Here is a 15,416-nt window from a genome sequence, read left to right as displayed (position 1 = left end):
TTCCCGAGGCACCACATGCTGAACGATCTCGACCTGACCAAAGACGGACTCGAAGCTTCGGGTAAAGGCCGCGTCCTTCTCATCGCCTGCGGTGCGCTTGCCCATGAGATCCTTGCGCTCAAGCGGATCAACGGTTGGGATCACCTCGATCTTCAGTGTCTCCCCGCGATCCTCCATAATTCCCCCGAAAAAATCACCGACGCCGTTGCCGCGATGATTGGCAAACGCGGCGGAGACTATGATCGCACCTTTGTGGTCTATGCCGATTGCGGCACGGGTGGACTTCTCGAAGCGAAATGCGCGGAACTGGGCGTTCAAATGCTCAAGGGACCGCATTGCTATTCTTTCTTCGAAGGCAACGACACATTTGCCGCGCACGGCGAGGTGACGTCCTTCTACCTCACCGACTTTCTCGCACGCCAGTTCGATGCCTTTGTCTGGAAGCCGCTCGGCTTGGACCGTTTTCCCGATTTGCGGGATATGTATTTCGGGAACTACGAAAAGCTGGTCTATCTCGCCCAGACCGACAATCCCGAACTGACCGCGCATGCGGAACGCTGCGCCGAACGCCTCGGCCTTGCCTTCGAGCGGCGTTTTACGGGATACGGCGATCTTGCAACCGAGCTGGCGGCCGTGGCTCAGGCCTGAGCCGCGACCATCTGGATGCGTTCGATCATCGCGCGCACGCCGTTGGAACGCTGCGCGGAAAGATGATCATTCAGCCCGAGCCGACCCAATTCGGCGCGTGCATCGACCCGCGCAACCTCGCCCACCGGCAATCCGTTGAACAAGGCGGCCAGAACAGCGATCAAACCGCGCACGATCATCGCATCACTGTCGCCGCGAAAGCTGAAAACGCCATCCGTCGTATCGGGCAAAAGCCAAACCTGCGAGGCACAGCCGTCGACCTTGGTTGCGGGCACCTTGAACGCGTCTTCGAGTGGCGGCATCGCCTTACCCATGTCGATCACATGGCGATAGCGATCCTCCCAGTCGTCAAGAAATTCAAAGGTCTCGGCAATCTCTTCAAACGCTTCGGTGGCCATTGGTTTTCCTTTCCGCTTGTCCCTGATCTAGGCAACCTCTGTGCAAAGGTCCAGAGGATGCTTTTCAAGTCCTGCGCTTTGAGCTACCCAAGGGGCAAGGAAATGAAAGGGAACCCAATGAACCGCCCTCTTGCTTTGCTGTTGGTTGCTTCGGTCGCCGTGTCCGGCTGCTCGCGCATTTCAAATTCGAAAATCAACCCGATGAATTGGTTCGGAAGCAAATCGGAAACGGCGGTCATCTATGAAGCAGGTCAGGCCCCTGCTCTCGTGCCCACGCGGGGCGCAGCCACAGTCGATCAGCGGGTTCTGATCGAGAGTATTTCGGCGGTCGAGCTGGCCCGGATGCCCTCGGGTGCGATCCTGCGTGCAACGGGCCTTGCTGCCAGTCAGGGTGCCTATAATGCCGAGCTGGTCTTTGTCGGGGCAGAAGGCGCAACCGCGACCTATGACTTCCGCATCGAAACCACGAGCGGCGTTCAGGTTCAGGGCGCTGCCGCGACACGCGAAGTCACCGCAGCAGAAGTGATTTCGCCGGAGGCGCTGCGCACCTATCGCAATTTCGTGGTCAAGGGTGCGCGCAACTCGAAAGCCGCGCGCTGATCTTCAAAGACGGATTGGAACGACCTTGTTCCCTTTGGTGGCAAGAGCAATCTTGCCCTCGCAAAGCAACAGCGCATCCTCGCCGAAGACCTCGCGGCGCCAGCCTTTGAGTGCATCGACATCCCGCTCGCCTGCTGCAATGAGATCAAGATCGGAAGCGGTAGCAATCAGCTTTTGCGCTACGTCTTCCTGATCGGATTTGGCCTTGAGCAGCACCCGCAAAAGATCGGCAAGCGCAGGGTTCACCTGAAGCTTTTCACGCGACAAGTCGGGCTTGGGCATTTTTTCGGCAGGCATCTCGACCCCCGCCTTGATGGCCGCCATGATCCCGTCTGCAATCTCGCCCTTGCGCGCTTCACGCAGCAAAAGCCGCGAACGGCCAAGGTCTTTTTCCGTCATCGGCTTGGTCGAAGCCAGTTCGACAAGGGCATCATCCTTGAACACACGGCTGCGGGGGATGTTGCGTTCTTGGGCGTATGTCTCGCGGAACTTCGCAAGCTCTTTGACGATGGCGAGAAAGCGGCCCGAATTCGTGCGGGTCTTGACCTTTTGCCAGGCTTCGTCAGGGTTCGATTGATAGGTCGCGGGGTCTTTGAGCACCGCCATTTCCTCGGCCACCCAACGTTCGCGGCCCGATTTGGCGAGACGGGCAGAAAGCGATTCATAGATGTCGCGAAGATGGGTCACATCGGCCACGGCATAGGTCAGCTGCGCATCCGTCAAAGGGCGGCGCGACCAATCGGTAAAGCGCGAGGATTTATCGACATCGGCTTTTGCGATCTTGCGCACCAGGGTCTCGTATCCCACCTGCTCGCCATAGCCGCAGACCATCGCGGCCACCTGCGTATCAAAGAGCGGCTCGGGGATTACACCCGCATCAACAAAGAAAATCTCGAGATCCTGACGCGCGGCGTGGAACACTTTGACCACATCGGTGTTTCGGAAAAGAGCGTAAAGCGGTTCAAGAGAAAGCCCCTCGACCAGAGGATCGACGATCACCGCGTCCTTGCCCGATTTGTCCTGATAGGCGAGCTGCACCAGACACAGCTTGGAGTAATAGGTGCGTTCGCGTAGGAACTCGGTGTCCACCGTCACGTAGGGACGTTTTGCGGCCTCTTCACAAAAGGCGGCAAGCGCCTCGGTCGTGGTAATCGTCTTCATGCCAGTCCGTTTCACTGCACCGCTACACGCGGCGATCACCGCTCCTTAATCGAAGCCCGCGCAAATGAAAAGCCGCCCCCATTTGAGGAGGGCCAATCAGGTCGGAATGTCGTAAGAAAGCCCCAAATTCTCGGAAATCCGTCCTAGACGCCCAGTCTGATCGGGGTTTTGTCCCCGAGCGCAAAGCGGCGCAACACCTCGGGATAGAGCTTGTGCTCCCATTCCAGAAGCCGCGCGGCAAGGCTCTCGGCGGTATCGTCGGGACGGATCGCGATCATCGCCTGCCCAAGGATCGGCCCACCATCAAGCTCGGCCGTGACCTCGTGCACAGAGCAACCGTGCTCGGTGTCGCCTGCCTCGATTGCCCGCTCGTGGGTATGAAGCCCCTTGTATTTGGGGAGAAGCGAGGGATGGATATTCAGCGTCTTGCCTTCCCATTTACGGGTGAACTCGGGCGTCAGAATACGCATAAAGCCCGCAAGACAAACGATATCGGGGTCCGCCGCGGCAAGCACGCGGTCAAGCTCGGCTTCGAAAGCCTCGCGGTCTTTGCCAAATGCTTTGTGGTCGACAACGGCGGTCGGCACGCCCAAGGCCTCGGCCTTGGCCAAACCGCCGGCATCCGGAACATTGGAGATCACCAAGACAGGCCGCGCGGGGTGATCGCCGGTCATCGAATTGACCAGCGTCACCATATTCGAACCACCGCCTGAAATCAGGATGGCGACGCGTTTGCTCACAGGATGGAACCCGAGTAGCGCACGCCCTCGCCTTCGGTCACTTTGCCGATGACCGACACTGTTTCACCTTCGGCGCGCAAAAGCTCTGCAAGAGCGTCGGCACGGTCCGCGGCAACAACGGCGATCATACCGATGCCCGAGTTGAAGGTCTTGAGCAGCTCGGCCTCTTCCATGTTGCCGACACCAGCAAGCCATTTGAACACAGGCGGAAGCTCCCACGAAGTAAGGTCGATATCCGCACCAAGCCCTTCGGGAAGAACACGAGGAAGGTTCTCGGTCAAACCGCCGCCCGTGATATGGGCCAGAGCATGCACGCCGCCCGCACGGTAAGCGGCAAGCGCCTGCTTGACGTAAAGACGGGTCGGAGCAAGAAGCGCTTCGCCAAGCGTGCCATCCGAGAAGGGCGATGCATCACCCCACGATAGGCCGGATATTTCGACCAGACGGCGAACAAGCGAATACCCGTTCGAATGCACACCGTTCGAGCCGAGCCCCAAAAGAACGTCGCCCTCTTGCACGCCAGCCGGAAGATCCTGACCGCGTTCCATCGCGCCAACGGCAAAACCTGCTAGATCGAAGTCGCCGTCATGATACATGCCCGGCATTTCGGCAGTCTCGCCCCCGATCAGTGCACAGCCCGACTGCGCACAGCCTTCGGCAATGCCTTCGATGATACGGGTCGCGCTGTCGAGTTCGAGCTTGCCCGTCGCGAAATAGTCGAGGAAGAAGAGCGGCTCCGCCCCTTGGCAGACCAGATCGTTCACACACATTGCAACAAGGTCGATGCCGATCGTGTCGACATTGCCTGTGTCGATGGCGATACGGAGCTTGGTGCCTACGCCGTCGGTTGCGGCGACAAGGATCGGATCGGTATAGCCCGCACCCTTGAGATCGAACAGAGCCCCGAAGCCGCCAAGACCCGACATAACGCCCGAACGCGAAGTACGCTTGGCAGCGGGTTTGATCCGCTCGACCAGAGTGTTGCCTGCGTCGATATCAACGCCAGCATCGGCATAGGTAATTCCGTTTTTACCGCTCATGGGGTCCCCGCTTGCTTGGGCTAAAGATTGGATGGCCGCTCGTTACCGCAACTCGCTCAAAAGGGCCAGTGACAACTTGACCATCGGCCCAGCAATAGCTAGGCAAGCGCTTGGGGGCCTGTAGCTCAACGGTTAGAGCAGAGCGCTCATAACGCTTTGGTTGCGGGTTCAAATCCTGCCGGGCCTACCAAACTTTCCCCTATTGCTATTTGCTTAGAGCGCAATGACAATTTCGGCTTTGAGCCCGCCAAGGGTCGTGCTGTCGGAGAGCCGAAGCACCCCGCCATGAAGCCGCGCGATATCCGCGACAATGGCAAGTCCAAGCCCGACCCCTGTGCCCGCGTTCTGGTTTCGCGCAGGATCGAGCCGCGTAAATGGCTTCATCGCTTCATCTCTGGCTTCGGCGCGAATCCCCGGACCGTTGTCTTCGACCTCGAACCTGAGCGTGCGCTCGGTCCGCACGATCGAAATTTCGACCCGTGTCCCACCATAGCGGAGGCCGTTCTGGATCAGGTTTTCAAGCGCCCGCTTGATCGACAGCGGTCGCATAGGCACAGGTTTGTCGTCAGGGAGTTCCACCCGCCCGATGCCGACATTCTGTCCCGAACGTTCATTTGCCTCGATCACCTCGAGCAAAAGGCTCTTGGGATCGGTCGGGGTAAGAACGGCCCCCGCCTCGGCACGGCCATATTCAAGGAAGGCATCGATCAGATGCTCCATATCCTGAACGTCCTTGCGCATCTCTTCGGCCTCGGCATCGTCGAGAAACGAGAGGGCAAGCTTCAATCGGGTCAATGGCGTGCGTAGGTCATGGCTGATCCCCGAGAACATAAGGTTCCGGCTCTGATTCATCCGCTCGATCCGCGCCCGCATTTCGAGAAAGGCCGTGCCCGCCGCCCTCACTTCAAGTGCGCCTGCGGGGGTATAGGGGCGCAGTCGCCCCTTGCCGAATTCCGTTGCCGCCTCGGCAAGACGGGTGATGGGCCGCAATTGATTGCGCAAGAAAATAAAGGCGATCACAGTCATCAATAGCCCTGTGAGGACGAGAAGCACGATAAGCTGGTGCGGATTCGCCGCCGACACGCGCTGGCGATCCGATCTGATGCGCCATGTCTGCGCACCCGCATCCGCATAAAGGATCACCGCATTCTCTTCGGTCAGATCAACCGCGCGCACCATAGGGATTTTGGCGCGCAGATTTGCAACCACCTGCGCCCCCGTCAGATCGTAAAAGTGCCAGCGGTCCGCGTCGGGGATCGTCTCTGCCTCGGTCAATTCAAGACCCAGGGAGGGCGCCGCCTCGGGGTGGGTCATCGCATAGATGGCGGTTTCGGAGAAACTCACGGTGAGCGCCCCCGTCATCCCCGCGAAATGCTTTTGCACGAATGAAATCGTGACCGCGATCTGGAGCGTGATGACAGGCAACAACAGGATCAAGGCGGCCCGCCCATAGAGCCCGCGCGGCATGTAGGTTTTCAAGCGCTTGAAGATCATGGCCTAGACGCTACCCTGCGCGCAACAAACATGGAAGCAGGATCACATCATGACCCCCTCGCCCGCCGTCGGCATCCCGCATGACCTTGAACCTGATCTGCGCCTGATCATCGCCCCCAATCCCGGACCGCTGACCTTTTGGGGGACCAACACCTATATCCTCGGCCAAGGTCCGTTCGTCGTGATCGATCCCGGCCCTATGTCAGAGTCGCATCTCGGGGCGATCCTTGACGCGACACGAGGGGACATCAGCCATATTCTCGTCAGCCACACCCATGCGGACCACTCCCCCCTTGCCCGCCCGCTCGCCGAGAGGACCAAGGCCAAGACCTATGCCTTCGGCGCGTCGCGTGACGGGATGAGCGCAGTGATGCGCGCGCTCGAAGCAAGCGGGCACGGCCAGAGCAGCGAAGGTCTCGATCACGACTTTCGGCCCGACATCAGACTGGGCGACGGCGAAGCGCTCGAAACTCCTGCAGGACGGATCACCGCCCTCCACACCCCCGGACATCTGGGGAATCATCTTTGCTTTGCATGGCGCGATGTGATCTTCAGCGCAGATCACGTGATGGGCTGGGCCACGAGCCTTGTCTCGCCGCCCTTCGGCGATCTCACCGATTTCATGGCTTCGTGTGAAAAACTGCTCGACCATCCGGCGCGGCGCTATTTTGCGGGACATGGTGCGCCGATTGATCAGCCACTGGATCGCGTGCGGGCCTTGATCGATCACCGCAGACTGCGCGAGTCACAAATTCTGGCAGCCCTCGAATCCGGTCCGACCACGATCGAGGCCCTCACCCCCCGACTTTATGCCGACGTTCCAAGCGATTTGCACCCTGCCGCCGCCCGAAACATCTTTGCGCATCTCATTGATTTGACGCAAAGAAATATGTGCAAAGCCTCAAATCCCCTTAATTTTAAGTCCGTTTTCGAAGGCCTTTGAAGAAAAATCAAAATCGGTGGATTTTTTCACCAAAACCCTCTTGCAGCCCCAAAACACCATAGCTATACACCCCCACATGTTCCGGCGTAGCTCAGCGGTAGAGCAGTTGACTGTTAATCAATTGGTCGTAGGTTCGATCCCTACCGCCGGAGCCATAATCCCAAGATCTGGGATTTGAGAGAGACCCGCTTCGGCGGGTTTTTTCGTTTTTGGTCCCTTGATTTTCTCTGCCTCCATCAGCCGCGCAACGCAGCATGGGGATCAATGCCGCTCCATCTCGGAGTTCGTTGCCCACAGCAAAGGTATAGGGCCGCGGGAAACTGCGAAAATAAGGTTTCACGGGCATACCAAGACGACTATCCTCGAACCCTGCTTACGAGGAGGAAACGTGAAGAACATCCAAGCGCAAGCTCTGATTATCACTGTTGTTTCGGTGCTTTACACCCTGAGCTTTTGGCTCATGGACGTTGTGGTCGTTCCGCTTCAGACGCTGATTTCTCCAAGCCTGACAGACTATGCCTTGCTTGTATTCCTTCCCCATGGGGTGCGCGTTCTGACCGCATGGCTGTTCGGTTGGCGCTCTGTGCTCTATCTCCTTGCGGCTGCGGTCGTCGGTCATTTCGTCGTGACGCCCGATGTCGCAATCACGTCATCCAAAGCTCTGACATGGCTTGTCGGGGCGTCGTCGGGTTGGCTTGGAATATCGGTGCTGCGGCTCTTGGGGGTCCCGCTTGGACCAGATCTTGCTTCGATCGGCCGCGATACTTGGCGCTACCTGATTTTCGGGGGCATCGTGTCGTCGCTCTTCAATTCGATCGGCCACGGGCTCGTTTACCAGACAGAAATCTTTTCCGAGCTCTTGCGCCCCGTGCTCTTCGCCTTTGTTTTCGGGGACACGACGGGAACGATTTTGTGTTTCGGCTTAGCCCTCGGGCTCTTTCGGGCGCGTCATTTGTTCGGACGCCCTTAGGACGGGACGCAAACTCGCCGCATATTGAGACTAGCAGGCCTCAGATCACCTGATACTTGCCGGAACGTTCGGTGCCGATACGCTGGATGATCTTCTTGTCGGACAGCACGGTGAGTGCGCGGAACAGGGTCGGACGGCTGATGAATTGCGTCAGCTCGTGCGACTGGATATCCTCGATATTCGCTATGCCGTCCTTGGCCGACAGGAGCGTGATCGCATAAAGGACGTCGCGCTGCGCCTCGGAGAGCTCGGCAAGACCGAGGTCTTTTTCCATCTCGAGCAACATGGAACGCATTTTCGCAACGGCACTGGTAAGCATAGGTTCCTATCCTTTTGCAAAGATCATTTTGACACTTGGCAACTTGACTTGACTGTCATCTTGATACTACCAAAGAGAGAGGCGGTCAATTTGTGTTCCCATTTTCGTTATGCGTGTAAGACCTCCAGCGTATCGAGTAGAAGCGCCTCTTTTTCGCTCTTGCGGAAAAGAGGCGGGTTTCTCCCGCTCCACCGCCCAAGCCCCTGAACCCGTTATTTGTTTTGGGACGCGGCAGGGAGCGTGAAACAAATCTCTGTCCCCTCCGAACAATCGGGATCAACCCAGATCTTTCCATGATAGGCAGCGACGATCTTGGCACAGATCGCCAGCCCGATACCCGTTCCTGCAATCTGGTCGCGTGCGTGAAGTCTCTTGAAGACGCCGAAGACTTTGTCGCGATGCTTCTCGGGGATACCTATTCCGTTGTCCTTGACCACAAAGACGATATCCCGTCCAACCAGACGGGTGAAATATTCGATCTCGATCGGACCTTCGGAATTGCTGTACTTCACTGCATTGTCGATCAGGTTCTGTGATATCTGCTTGAACTGTAGTCGGTTCACATTCAGCATCGTGAAATTGCCATAGCTGAAACGGGTTTCCCGCTCTGGCTTTATGAGTTTTGCAGACTCGAAGCATTCCTGAATGACGGGCACCGGGTCGATCCGGTCACGCGGGATACTCTCGTCATCGCAAATGGTGTAGGCGAGCAAATCCTCGATCAAGAGCCCTGCCCTGTCGCCGGCATCACTGAGAATATCCAGATACTGCTCGGCGACCTTGTCCTTGAGATCGGTGGAATAAAGTTGGGATCTGAGCCGCTTGGAAAAGGTCGACACCATGCGGAACGGCTCTTTGAGATCGTGCGAACAAATATAGGCGAATTGCGAGAGCTCGCGGTTCTGCTGCTCGAGCTTGGCCATGATCTCCTGATTTTGCTTGTTCAAAGCCTGCAGCTCATGCAACCGCGCACGGGCCAGGATCGTCCGGTTCGCGCCAAACCCGACCACGAAAGCAATGAACGGCACAATCCAGCCAAGCGAGAGCGGTCCGAAGTTCGCGGTAAACACCGGGGTTGCGAAGAGTGATAAGGACCAATTGCGATTTCCCAAAACAAAGTCTTTGACCACGGTCCGATTTGGGTTCAGCTGGCTGACTGCAGTCGATCCGAGCACCTGAATGTCCTCGATCGAAAGCCCGACAAACACCTGCTCCAAAGTGGCGCGAGAGTTGAAAATCACGCCCATCGGCCGCGAAACAACAACGAGGACGGGGCCGTCCTCCGCGTCGCGCTCCATCGCAAAATACAGAAGATAGGGCTTACCGCTTTCCTCGACCCCGCCCATAACCCGTAGATCGAGACTGGAAGTGTCGCTGATCTCCAAGCCCACCGAAAGCCGAGGATCAACCTCGAGCGCAAAGGCTTCCAGAATAAAGGCCTCAAGTGTCCCTCCGTTTCGCCGCACAGGATCATAAAGCGCCAGACCACCGTCCAATGCTTGGAATATCCGTGCATAGCCAAACGCAGATTGCCGCTGAGCGAGGTCGTTTTGTTGCGCAAGAACTTGTGAAGCCGCGCCCGCAACCAGTGCAACGTTTTGCTCGAGCGTATGCGCGACGATCGCAGCGTCGCTTTGAAGGACCTTGGCGGTTGTATCCTGCGCAATCAGCCGCTTTTCCTCGGATGCCAAGACCCCGAAGAAGAGGATCGCAATGGTAATGGCGTACTCCTTGAGACGCAGCACCCGCGAAACATCCTCAAGGTTGCGCACCGTTGCCAGTTTCGGCCATTGCGACAGGCAGAGCAGCACAATCGAGAGGGCTGTCTGGACCGACATCTGATCCGGTTTGCCCGAGAAATGTCCTACGCTCGAAAAGCTCAACAGGTTATCGAGAACACCGATGACCCCCATCCAGAGCGCCAGAAACCGAAACAAGTCGGCGATAGATGTATTCGTTCCCTTGGTGCGGATCACTTGATCGAACGCGATAAACCCCAAAGCCATCGCCGTCTGATCCCCCATCCCGACCCTGTAATGAGCATCGGAATGAAACAGAAAGTCGATGTTGTAATGGGTCAGGCCGACGAAATAGGCCATTTTGGCACCGCAAATCCCGAGTGCGACCAGCGAGAGCGCAAGCCTGAGAGGCAAGACTTTGCCCCCCAAAAGAGCCGATGCGGCAAGCAACGAAACACAGAGAGCCGAATTAAAGGACATGCCGTTGCCCAGAATCTGCGCAAGATCGTTGAGCACGACAGGGCGCATGATCCAGAAGACCAAATCAGTAAGAGCAAGCGACAAGACAAGCACCTGCAACGCGCCGAAGATCAGGCTCTGGACAAGTGTTCTACTGGTGCTTTGGCCCGACATGCTCGATCCCCGCTCGTGCTAAATCGGGATCGTGAGGGTCAGACGCGCTCGCCCCTCCTCGGAAAGATGGATTGCGGCATCCCCCCCGCATTTGACCGCAGCAACCTTGATCAGGAATGCCAAGGGCACATGCCCTTCCGAGCAGTCAAAGTAGTTCTGTTTCACAGGGACAAAAAAGCGCTCGAGCGCGCGCGGCCTGATGGATTGGGTCAGGAAATCGGCGCCAAGAACGATGGCGCTGCCTTTCTCGCTTGCGACGGCTGAGATCCGACCGACGCCGCCCACGCCCCAAACCCGAACCGCATCGGCCAAGAGCCGACAAATTCGGTCGAAAACGCCACGAGGGAGTTGAGGTGCGAGATCGTCGGACAGACAGGTCTCGACGAGAACCGCGCCTCCCAGGGCAAACGATTGGAGCTGCCGCGAAACGGGAACTGCCACCACGTCCTTTGGCTCGATCATAAATTGAAGCGCACCAACCAGAACACCAAGCTGCGCCGCGCCTTCGTCGGACGCGTCGATGATCAGAGGGAGAATCTCGTTCTCGTCACGCCCACCCGAAAGGATCGCGGCGGCCCCGCTGATTGTGCGAAAAGGTGCCGCAATATCGTGACTGAGCGCCCGCACCAAGAGACCCAAAACGTCTGCTTCAATCGGTTGCATGTTACCTCGGGGGAAGGCCGACAATATTAAGCCAGAACTGCTCGATCTGGCGGACAATCGAAAAAAAGGCCTCTGCCCCCAGAGGCTTGGTTACAAAACAATTCGCATGGAGATTATAACTCTTGAGCCGATCTGCCTCGGCTGCCGAACTGGTCAAAACCACAACGGGAACGCGCCTGAGTGTTTCGTCCTGCTTGATGATCTCGAGAACCTCGTAACCGTCCACCCCCGGAAGGTTGAGATCAAGCAAGATCAAATCGACCGGCGAGGCCTCTTCGTAGTCACCGCGCCGATAGAGGAAATCGAGAGCCATTTCGCCTGTGCCGACCACAGTCATATTGTTCCGAATTTTTGAATCCCTGAGTGCCTCTTTCGTCAAAAGGACATCCCCGGGATTGTCCTCGACCAGCAGCATGTGAATTTGATCCATACAATTTACCTTCTCAAATGCATCAAGGCATTGCGGCTGGGGATGTCGGCGGCTCCGACCCGAACCCGAAAACTCTTAACCAGTCACAAAACCAGCGATACTTACTTCACACGTCGTCAGGCCCTTACGAGCCGAAGTCGCAAAGAACTGTCTCTAATATGATTGGGCCAGTATCATTCTGACACGATCAGAATACCCTTTGGGCCATTTTAATACCCCAAAGGATACACCCGCACCCCGAATGCGAAAAGCTTGGTTCGCACCGCTGACGTTTCGATTAAGGATATGTAGATATACTTTGGGATATAAAATACGTCGGAATTGCCGAAAGACAGCAACCTTGAATTGACTCGCCTACGTGCCGCTGAGCCTTAGGGAAGCAAATCGGACAACACCGAACGGCTTTGCGCTCGGCGCTCAAACAGAAACGGTGCAGGTTTGTGTCGAGCCGTGCTTTCTCGGCCTGAAACCGCGCTTTTACTTGGCATCGCAATAGGTCACATCGAATGATGTTGTGGTGGAGATAGCGGATATAAGCGCGGCTCTCGATGATGGGACCTGCGCTGATCTCGACCCGTTCGAATCCCCCATGCCACCGACCAGCGCCGTGCGCAGGGCATTGTCCAAGTTCCGGCCCGCAAGCCAAAATACCCCGAGGTCATATCCGCAGGAAATCAAAGGCCCCGTGCCTTCGCTAGATCAGCTGTAACGCTCCACCGTTTTGGCCATGTCGTCGCTGTAACGGTCGCCGAACGCAAAGCCGACGGGGAGAATGTTTTCGATCTCGGCAATCTCGTCGGCAGTGAGCGTAATGCAATCAGCCGCGACCCAATCCCCGAGATGATCTGCCGTCCGCGTGGCAGGGATCGGTATCTGGTTGTCGCCCTTGGCCAAAAGCCACGCCAAGGCAAGCTCGGCCGTAGTATAGCCCTTGTCGGCAGCATAGGCGCGGAATTTGTCGACGATCGCCTTGTTGCGGATATAGTTATCCCCTTGGAAGCGCGGGATATTGGTGCGGAAATCCTGTGGTTCGAAACTCTCGGGATAGGCGCGACCGAACACGCCGCGCGCGAGCGGCGAGAACGGGACAAAGGCAACGCCCAGCTCTTCACAGGCCTGGATCATTCCGAGTTCGGGTGCACGTGTCCAAAGCGAATACTCGCTCTGAACCGCCATGCAGGGATGCACCTCATGGGCACGGCGGAGCGTATAGGGCGCGACCTCGGAGAGGCCGTAACCGCCGATCTTGCCCTCTTTCACAAGATCGGCAAGCGCCCCGACCGCCTCTTCGATCGGGGTCAGGGGATCACGGCGATGCAGGTAATAGAGATCCACATACTCCACCCCCAGGCGCTTTAGCGACCCTTCAAGTTCCGAGCGAATATGCGCGGGCTCGTTGTTGGTCGGGCGCTCGGGATTGCGCTGGATGCCCACTTTGGTGGCCAGCACCATTTTGGCTTTGCTCTTCTTGAGCCAAGTGCCGATCACTGTTTCGGACCGCCCCATGCCATAGACATTGGCGGTATCGAGGAAATTGATCCCCGCCTCGACAGCGGCATCAAGACAGGCGTGCGATGTGGCTTCGTCGGTTTCACCGAAAACCCCTGCAAAACTCATGCAGCCGAGACCGATTGCCCCGACCATCGGGCCGCCTGTGCCGAGCTGTCGCTGTTTCATCGCCGAACCTCTTTGATATCGCCTTTGCTAAAGTGCCGCGATGACAAACCGTTCAGACAATAGGAGTCAACGCCCCACGTTGGACCATGCACGTAAAACGCATCCATGCATCCGCCCGACTTGGCGGTTTTCAGACGGTGACTTTGGGGCTAAGGTCCGAGCAACGCCATCAAACGGAGGACGCATGTCTTTTCTCGTTTCGCGCTATACCAGCCTCGTTCTGGTCACGTTTCTCTTTGCCGTCACCTTTGCCTTCGAGCAAAGCGCCGCCCTAGTGGTGATACAGGTTCTTCTGGCGGGGATCATCCTGCTCGGGATTTGGGACATGACCCAAACCCGCCACGCGGTGCTTCGCAATTATCCGATCCTCGGACACGTGCGCTATTTCTTCGAAATGATCCGCCCCGAGATCAGACAATATCTGCTCGAAGCCGACGACGAAGAGGTTCCCTTTTCCCGCGATGCCCGCGCGCTGGTCTATCAGCGCGCCAAGAACGTCGAGGACAAGCGGCCCTTCGGCACCAAAAAGGCGGTCTATGGATCGGGCTATCAATGGCTCACCCATTCGATCCAGCCGATCGAGATCAAGAACACGGACTTCCGCACGACCGTGGGTGGACCCGATTGCAAAAAGCCTTATGACATCTCGCTCTACAATATTTCGGCGATGAGCTTTGGCGCTTTGTCGGCCAATGCGATCACCGCGCTCAACCGTGGGGCCAAAATCGGTGGTTTTGCACATGACACGGGCGAAGGCGGGATCAGCCGCTATCACAAACAGGGCGGCGATCTGATCTTTGAAGTGGGGACAGGATATTTCGGATGCCGGGACGACGACGGGAATTTCAGCCCCTCAGTCTTTGCCGAAACCGTCGCCCCCGATCAGGTCAAAATGGTCGAGATCAAACTCAGCCAAGGCGCGAAACCCGGCAAGGGCGGGATGCTGCCCGCCGCCAAGATCACGCCCGAAATCGCCGAAGCCCGCCATATTCCGATGGGCAAGGACTGTCTGTCGCCTTCGAGCCATTCCGCTTTTGACTCGCCCATCGGGCTTTGCAACTTCATCAAGCAACTGCGCGAGTTGTCGGGCGGCAAACCCGTGGGCTTCAAGCTCTGCATCGGCCACCGCCGCGAATTCATGTGTATCGTCAAGGCGATGCTGGAAACAGGCATCACACCCGACTTTATCGTCATCGACGGCAAAGAGGGCGGCACAGGCGCTGCGCCTCTCGAATTTGCCAACCACATGGGCATGCCCTTGGTCGAAGGGCTTGTCTTTGCCCACAACACCCTGCGCGGTGCAGGCCTCCGCGACAGGATCAAGCTTGGCGCGTCGGGCAAGCTCATCAGCTCGTTCGACATCGCGCGCACCCTCGCTCTCGGGGCCGATTGGGTGAACTCAGCCCGTGGCTTCATGTTCGCGGTGGGCTGTATCCAGGCCCAGGCCTGCCACACGAACCACTGCCCGACAGGGGTCGCGACCCAAGACCCGATCCGCCAGCGAGCGCTTGTCCCCGAGGACAAAGCAGAGCGGGTCGCGAACTTCCACCGAAATACGCTCAAGGCACTTGGCGATATGACGGGTTCGGCGGGGCTCACCCATCCGGGTCAATTCAGCCCCTACCACTTCATCGAGCGCGAGAACGACCGCGACATGGTGACGTTGAACGAAATCTATCCCTACATGCCGAACGGCTTTCTTTTGCGCGAAGACGACGAACGCTTCGGCTATCTCAGCCGTTGGAAACGCGCCTCGGCCGATAGTTTCAGACCCAAAGACGACGGCATCTGACATAGCGCCCGAAAACGCGAACGCGGGGCAAAAAAGTGCGCCCCGCGTCAATTGTATACAATGGCACACATTGACAGAAGGCCCCACCTTTTATAAGCCGTGGCCAATCGCGAGCGACATTATCGAATTCGCCACTCGCTAAACCGCACCCCGCCGCTAAGCCATTTGC

Annotated in this window: 15 protein-coding genes and 2 tRNA genes; 7 read left to right on the top strand and 10 right to left on the bottom strand. The window is 57.6% G+C overall.

Annotation, left to right across the window (positions count from 1 at the left end):
- Positions 1-15 precede the first annotated feature (15 nt).
- Positions 16-648, top strand: a complete 633-nt coding sequence (locus tag QQG91_RS05815; protein ID WP_285772026.1) for a DUF1638 domain-containing protein — start codon at positions 16-18, stop codon at positions 646-648.
- Here QQG91_RS05815 and QQG91_RS05810 read toward each other — a convergent pair.
- Entirely contained in the window at positions 639-1,046 is a 408-nt protein-coding gene (locus QQG91_RS05810) for a SufE family protein (protein WP_285772025.1), read from the bottom strand. The two genes, QQG91_RS05815 and QQG91_RS05810, sit on opposite strands and share 10 nt — an antisense overlap.
- 117 nt (positions 1,047-1,163) lie before the next feature.
- On the opposite strand from QQG91_RS05810, the gene QQG91_RS05805 reads away from it, so the two are divergent.
- Positions 1,164-1,646 carry a hypothetical protein gene (locus tag QQG91_RS05805; RefSeq protein ID WP_285772024.1) on the top strand — a complete coding sequence of 161 codons (483 nt, stop codon included), beginning with the start codon at positions 1,164-1,166 and terminating at the stop codon, positions 1,644-1,646.
- A gap of 3 nt (positions 1,647-1,649) precedes the next feature.
- On the opposite strand, the gene rnd is transcribed toward QQG91_RS05805, so the two are convergent.
- From rnd to purM, 3 genes are all read right to left on the bottom strand, one after another.
- Positions 1,650-2,807, bottom strand: a complete 1,158-nt coding sequence (gene rnd, locus QQG91_RS05800) for a ribonuclease D (RefSeq protein WP_285772023.1) — start codon at positions 2,805-2,807, stop codon at positions 1,650-1,652.
- 143 nt (positions 2,808-2,950) lie between these two features.
- Positions 2,951-3,547, bottom strand: a complete 597-nt coding sequence (gene purN / locus QQG91_RS05795; protein WP_285772022.1) for a phosphoribosylglycinamide formyltransferase — start codon at positions 3,545-3,547, stop codon at positions 2,951-2,953.
- A complete protein-coding gene (gene purM, locus QQG91_RS05790) occupies positions 3,544-4,587 on the bottom strand; it encodes a phosphoribosylformylglycinamidine cyclo-ligase (protein ID WP_285772021.1) in 1,044 nt (347 codons plus the stop codon). Before purM ends, purN begins: the two co-directional genes overlap by 4 nt.
- A gap of 114 nt (positions 4,588-4,701) precedes the next feature.
- Between purM and QQG91_RS05785 the strand changes: the two genes are divergently transcribed.
- Positions 4,702-4,777, top strand: a tRNA-Ile gene (locus QQG91_RS05785).
- Positions 4,778-4,800: 23 nt separating this feature from the next.
- Here QQG91_RS05785 and QQG91_RS05780 read toward each other — a convergent pair.
- Complete coding sequence (locus QQG91_RS05780; protein ID WP_285772020.1) at positions 4,801-6,081, bottom strand: ATP-binding protein; 1,281 nt, start codon at positions 6,079-6,081, stop codon at positions 4,801-4,803.
- Between the two features lie 49 nt (positions 6,082-6,130).
- Between QQG91_RS05780 and QQG91_RS05775 the strand changes: the two genes are divergently transcribed.
- From QQG91_RS05775 to QQG91_RS05765, 3 genes are all read left to right on the top strand, one after another.
- A complete protein-coding gene (locus QQG91_RS05775) occupies positions 6,131-7,024 on the top strand; it encodes an MBL fold metallo-hydrolase (RefSeq protein WP_285772019.1) in 894 nt (297 codons plus the stop codon).
- A gap of 80 nt (positions 7,025-7,104) precedes the next feature.
- Positions 7,105-7,179: transfer RNA gene (locus QQG91_RS05770), tRNA-Asn, on the top strand.
- Positions 7,180-7,412: 233 nt separating this feature from the next.
- Entirely contained in the window at positions 7,413-7,994 is a 582-nt protein-coding gene (locus QQG91_RS05765; RefSeq protein WP_285772018.1) for a hypothetical protein, read from the top strand.
- A 40-nt stretch (positions 7,995-8,034) separates the two neighbouring features.
- Here the strand turns inward: QQG91_RS05765 and QQG91_RS05760 are convergent, their stop codons facing one another.
- The 5 genes from QQG91_RS05760 to QQG91_RS05740 all read right to left on the bottom strand — a co-directional run bounded on the left by QQG91_RS05760 (position 8,035) and on the right by QQG91_RS05740 (position 13,455).
- A complete protein-coding gene (locus tag QQG91_RS05760) occupies positions 8,035-8,313 on the bottom strand; it encodes a hypothetical protein (RefSeq protein ID WP_285772017.1) in 279 nt (92 codons plus the stop codon).
- A 212-nt stretch (positions 8,314-8,525) separates the two neighbouring features.
- Positions 8,526-10,685, bottom strand: coding sequence for a sensor histidine kinase (locus QQG91_RS05755; RefSeq protein ID WP_285772016.1), 2,160 nt, complete (start codon positions 10,683-10,685; stop codon positions 8,526-8,528).
- A gap of 18 nt (positions 10,686-10,703) precedes the next feature.
- On the bottom strand, positions 10,704-11,348 hold the full coding sequence (locus QQG91_RS05750) for a hypothetical protein (protein WP_285772015.1): 645 nt from the start codon (positions 11,346-11,348) through the stop codon (positions 10,704-10,706).
- A 1-nt stretch (position 11,349) separates the two neighbouring features.
- Positions 11,350-11,778 carry a response regulator gene (locus tag QQG91_RS05745; protein ID WP_285772014.1) on the bottom strand — a complete coding sequence of 143 codons (429 nt, stop codon included), beginning with the start codon at positions 11,776-11,778 and terminating at the stop codon, positions 11,350-11,352.
- A gap of 699 nt (positions 11,779-12,477) precedes the next feature.
- Positions 12,478-13,455, bottom strand: coding sequence for an aldo/keto reductase (locus QQG91_RS05740; protein WP_285772013.1), 978 nt, complete (start codon positions 13,453-13,455; stop codon positions 12,478-12,480).
- A 184-nt stretch (positions 13,456-13,639) separates the two neighbouring features.
- Here QQG91_RS05740 and QQG91_RS05735 point away from each other — a divergent pair, with 184 nt between their 5' ends.
- Positions 13,640-15,247, top strand: coding sequence for an FMN-binding glutamate synthase family protein (locus tag QQG91_RS05735; protein ID WP_285772012.1), 1,608 nt, complete (start codon positions 13,640-13,642; stop codon positions 15,245-15,247).
- Positions 15,248-15,416 lie beyond the last annotated feature (169 nt).

Source organism: Marivivens sp. LCG002 (assembly GCF_030264275.1).
In the GTDB taxonomy this organism is placed as follows: domain Bacteria; phylum Pseudomonadota; class Alphaproteobacteria; order Rhodobacterales; family Rhodobacteraceae; genus Marivivens.
This window is presented reverse-complemented; position numbering and strand designations above follow the sequence as displayed.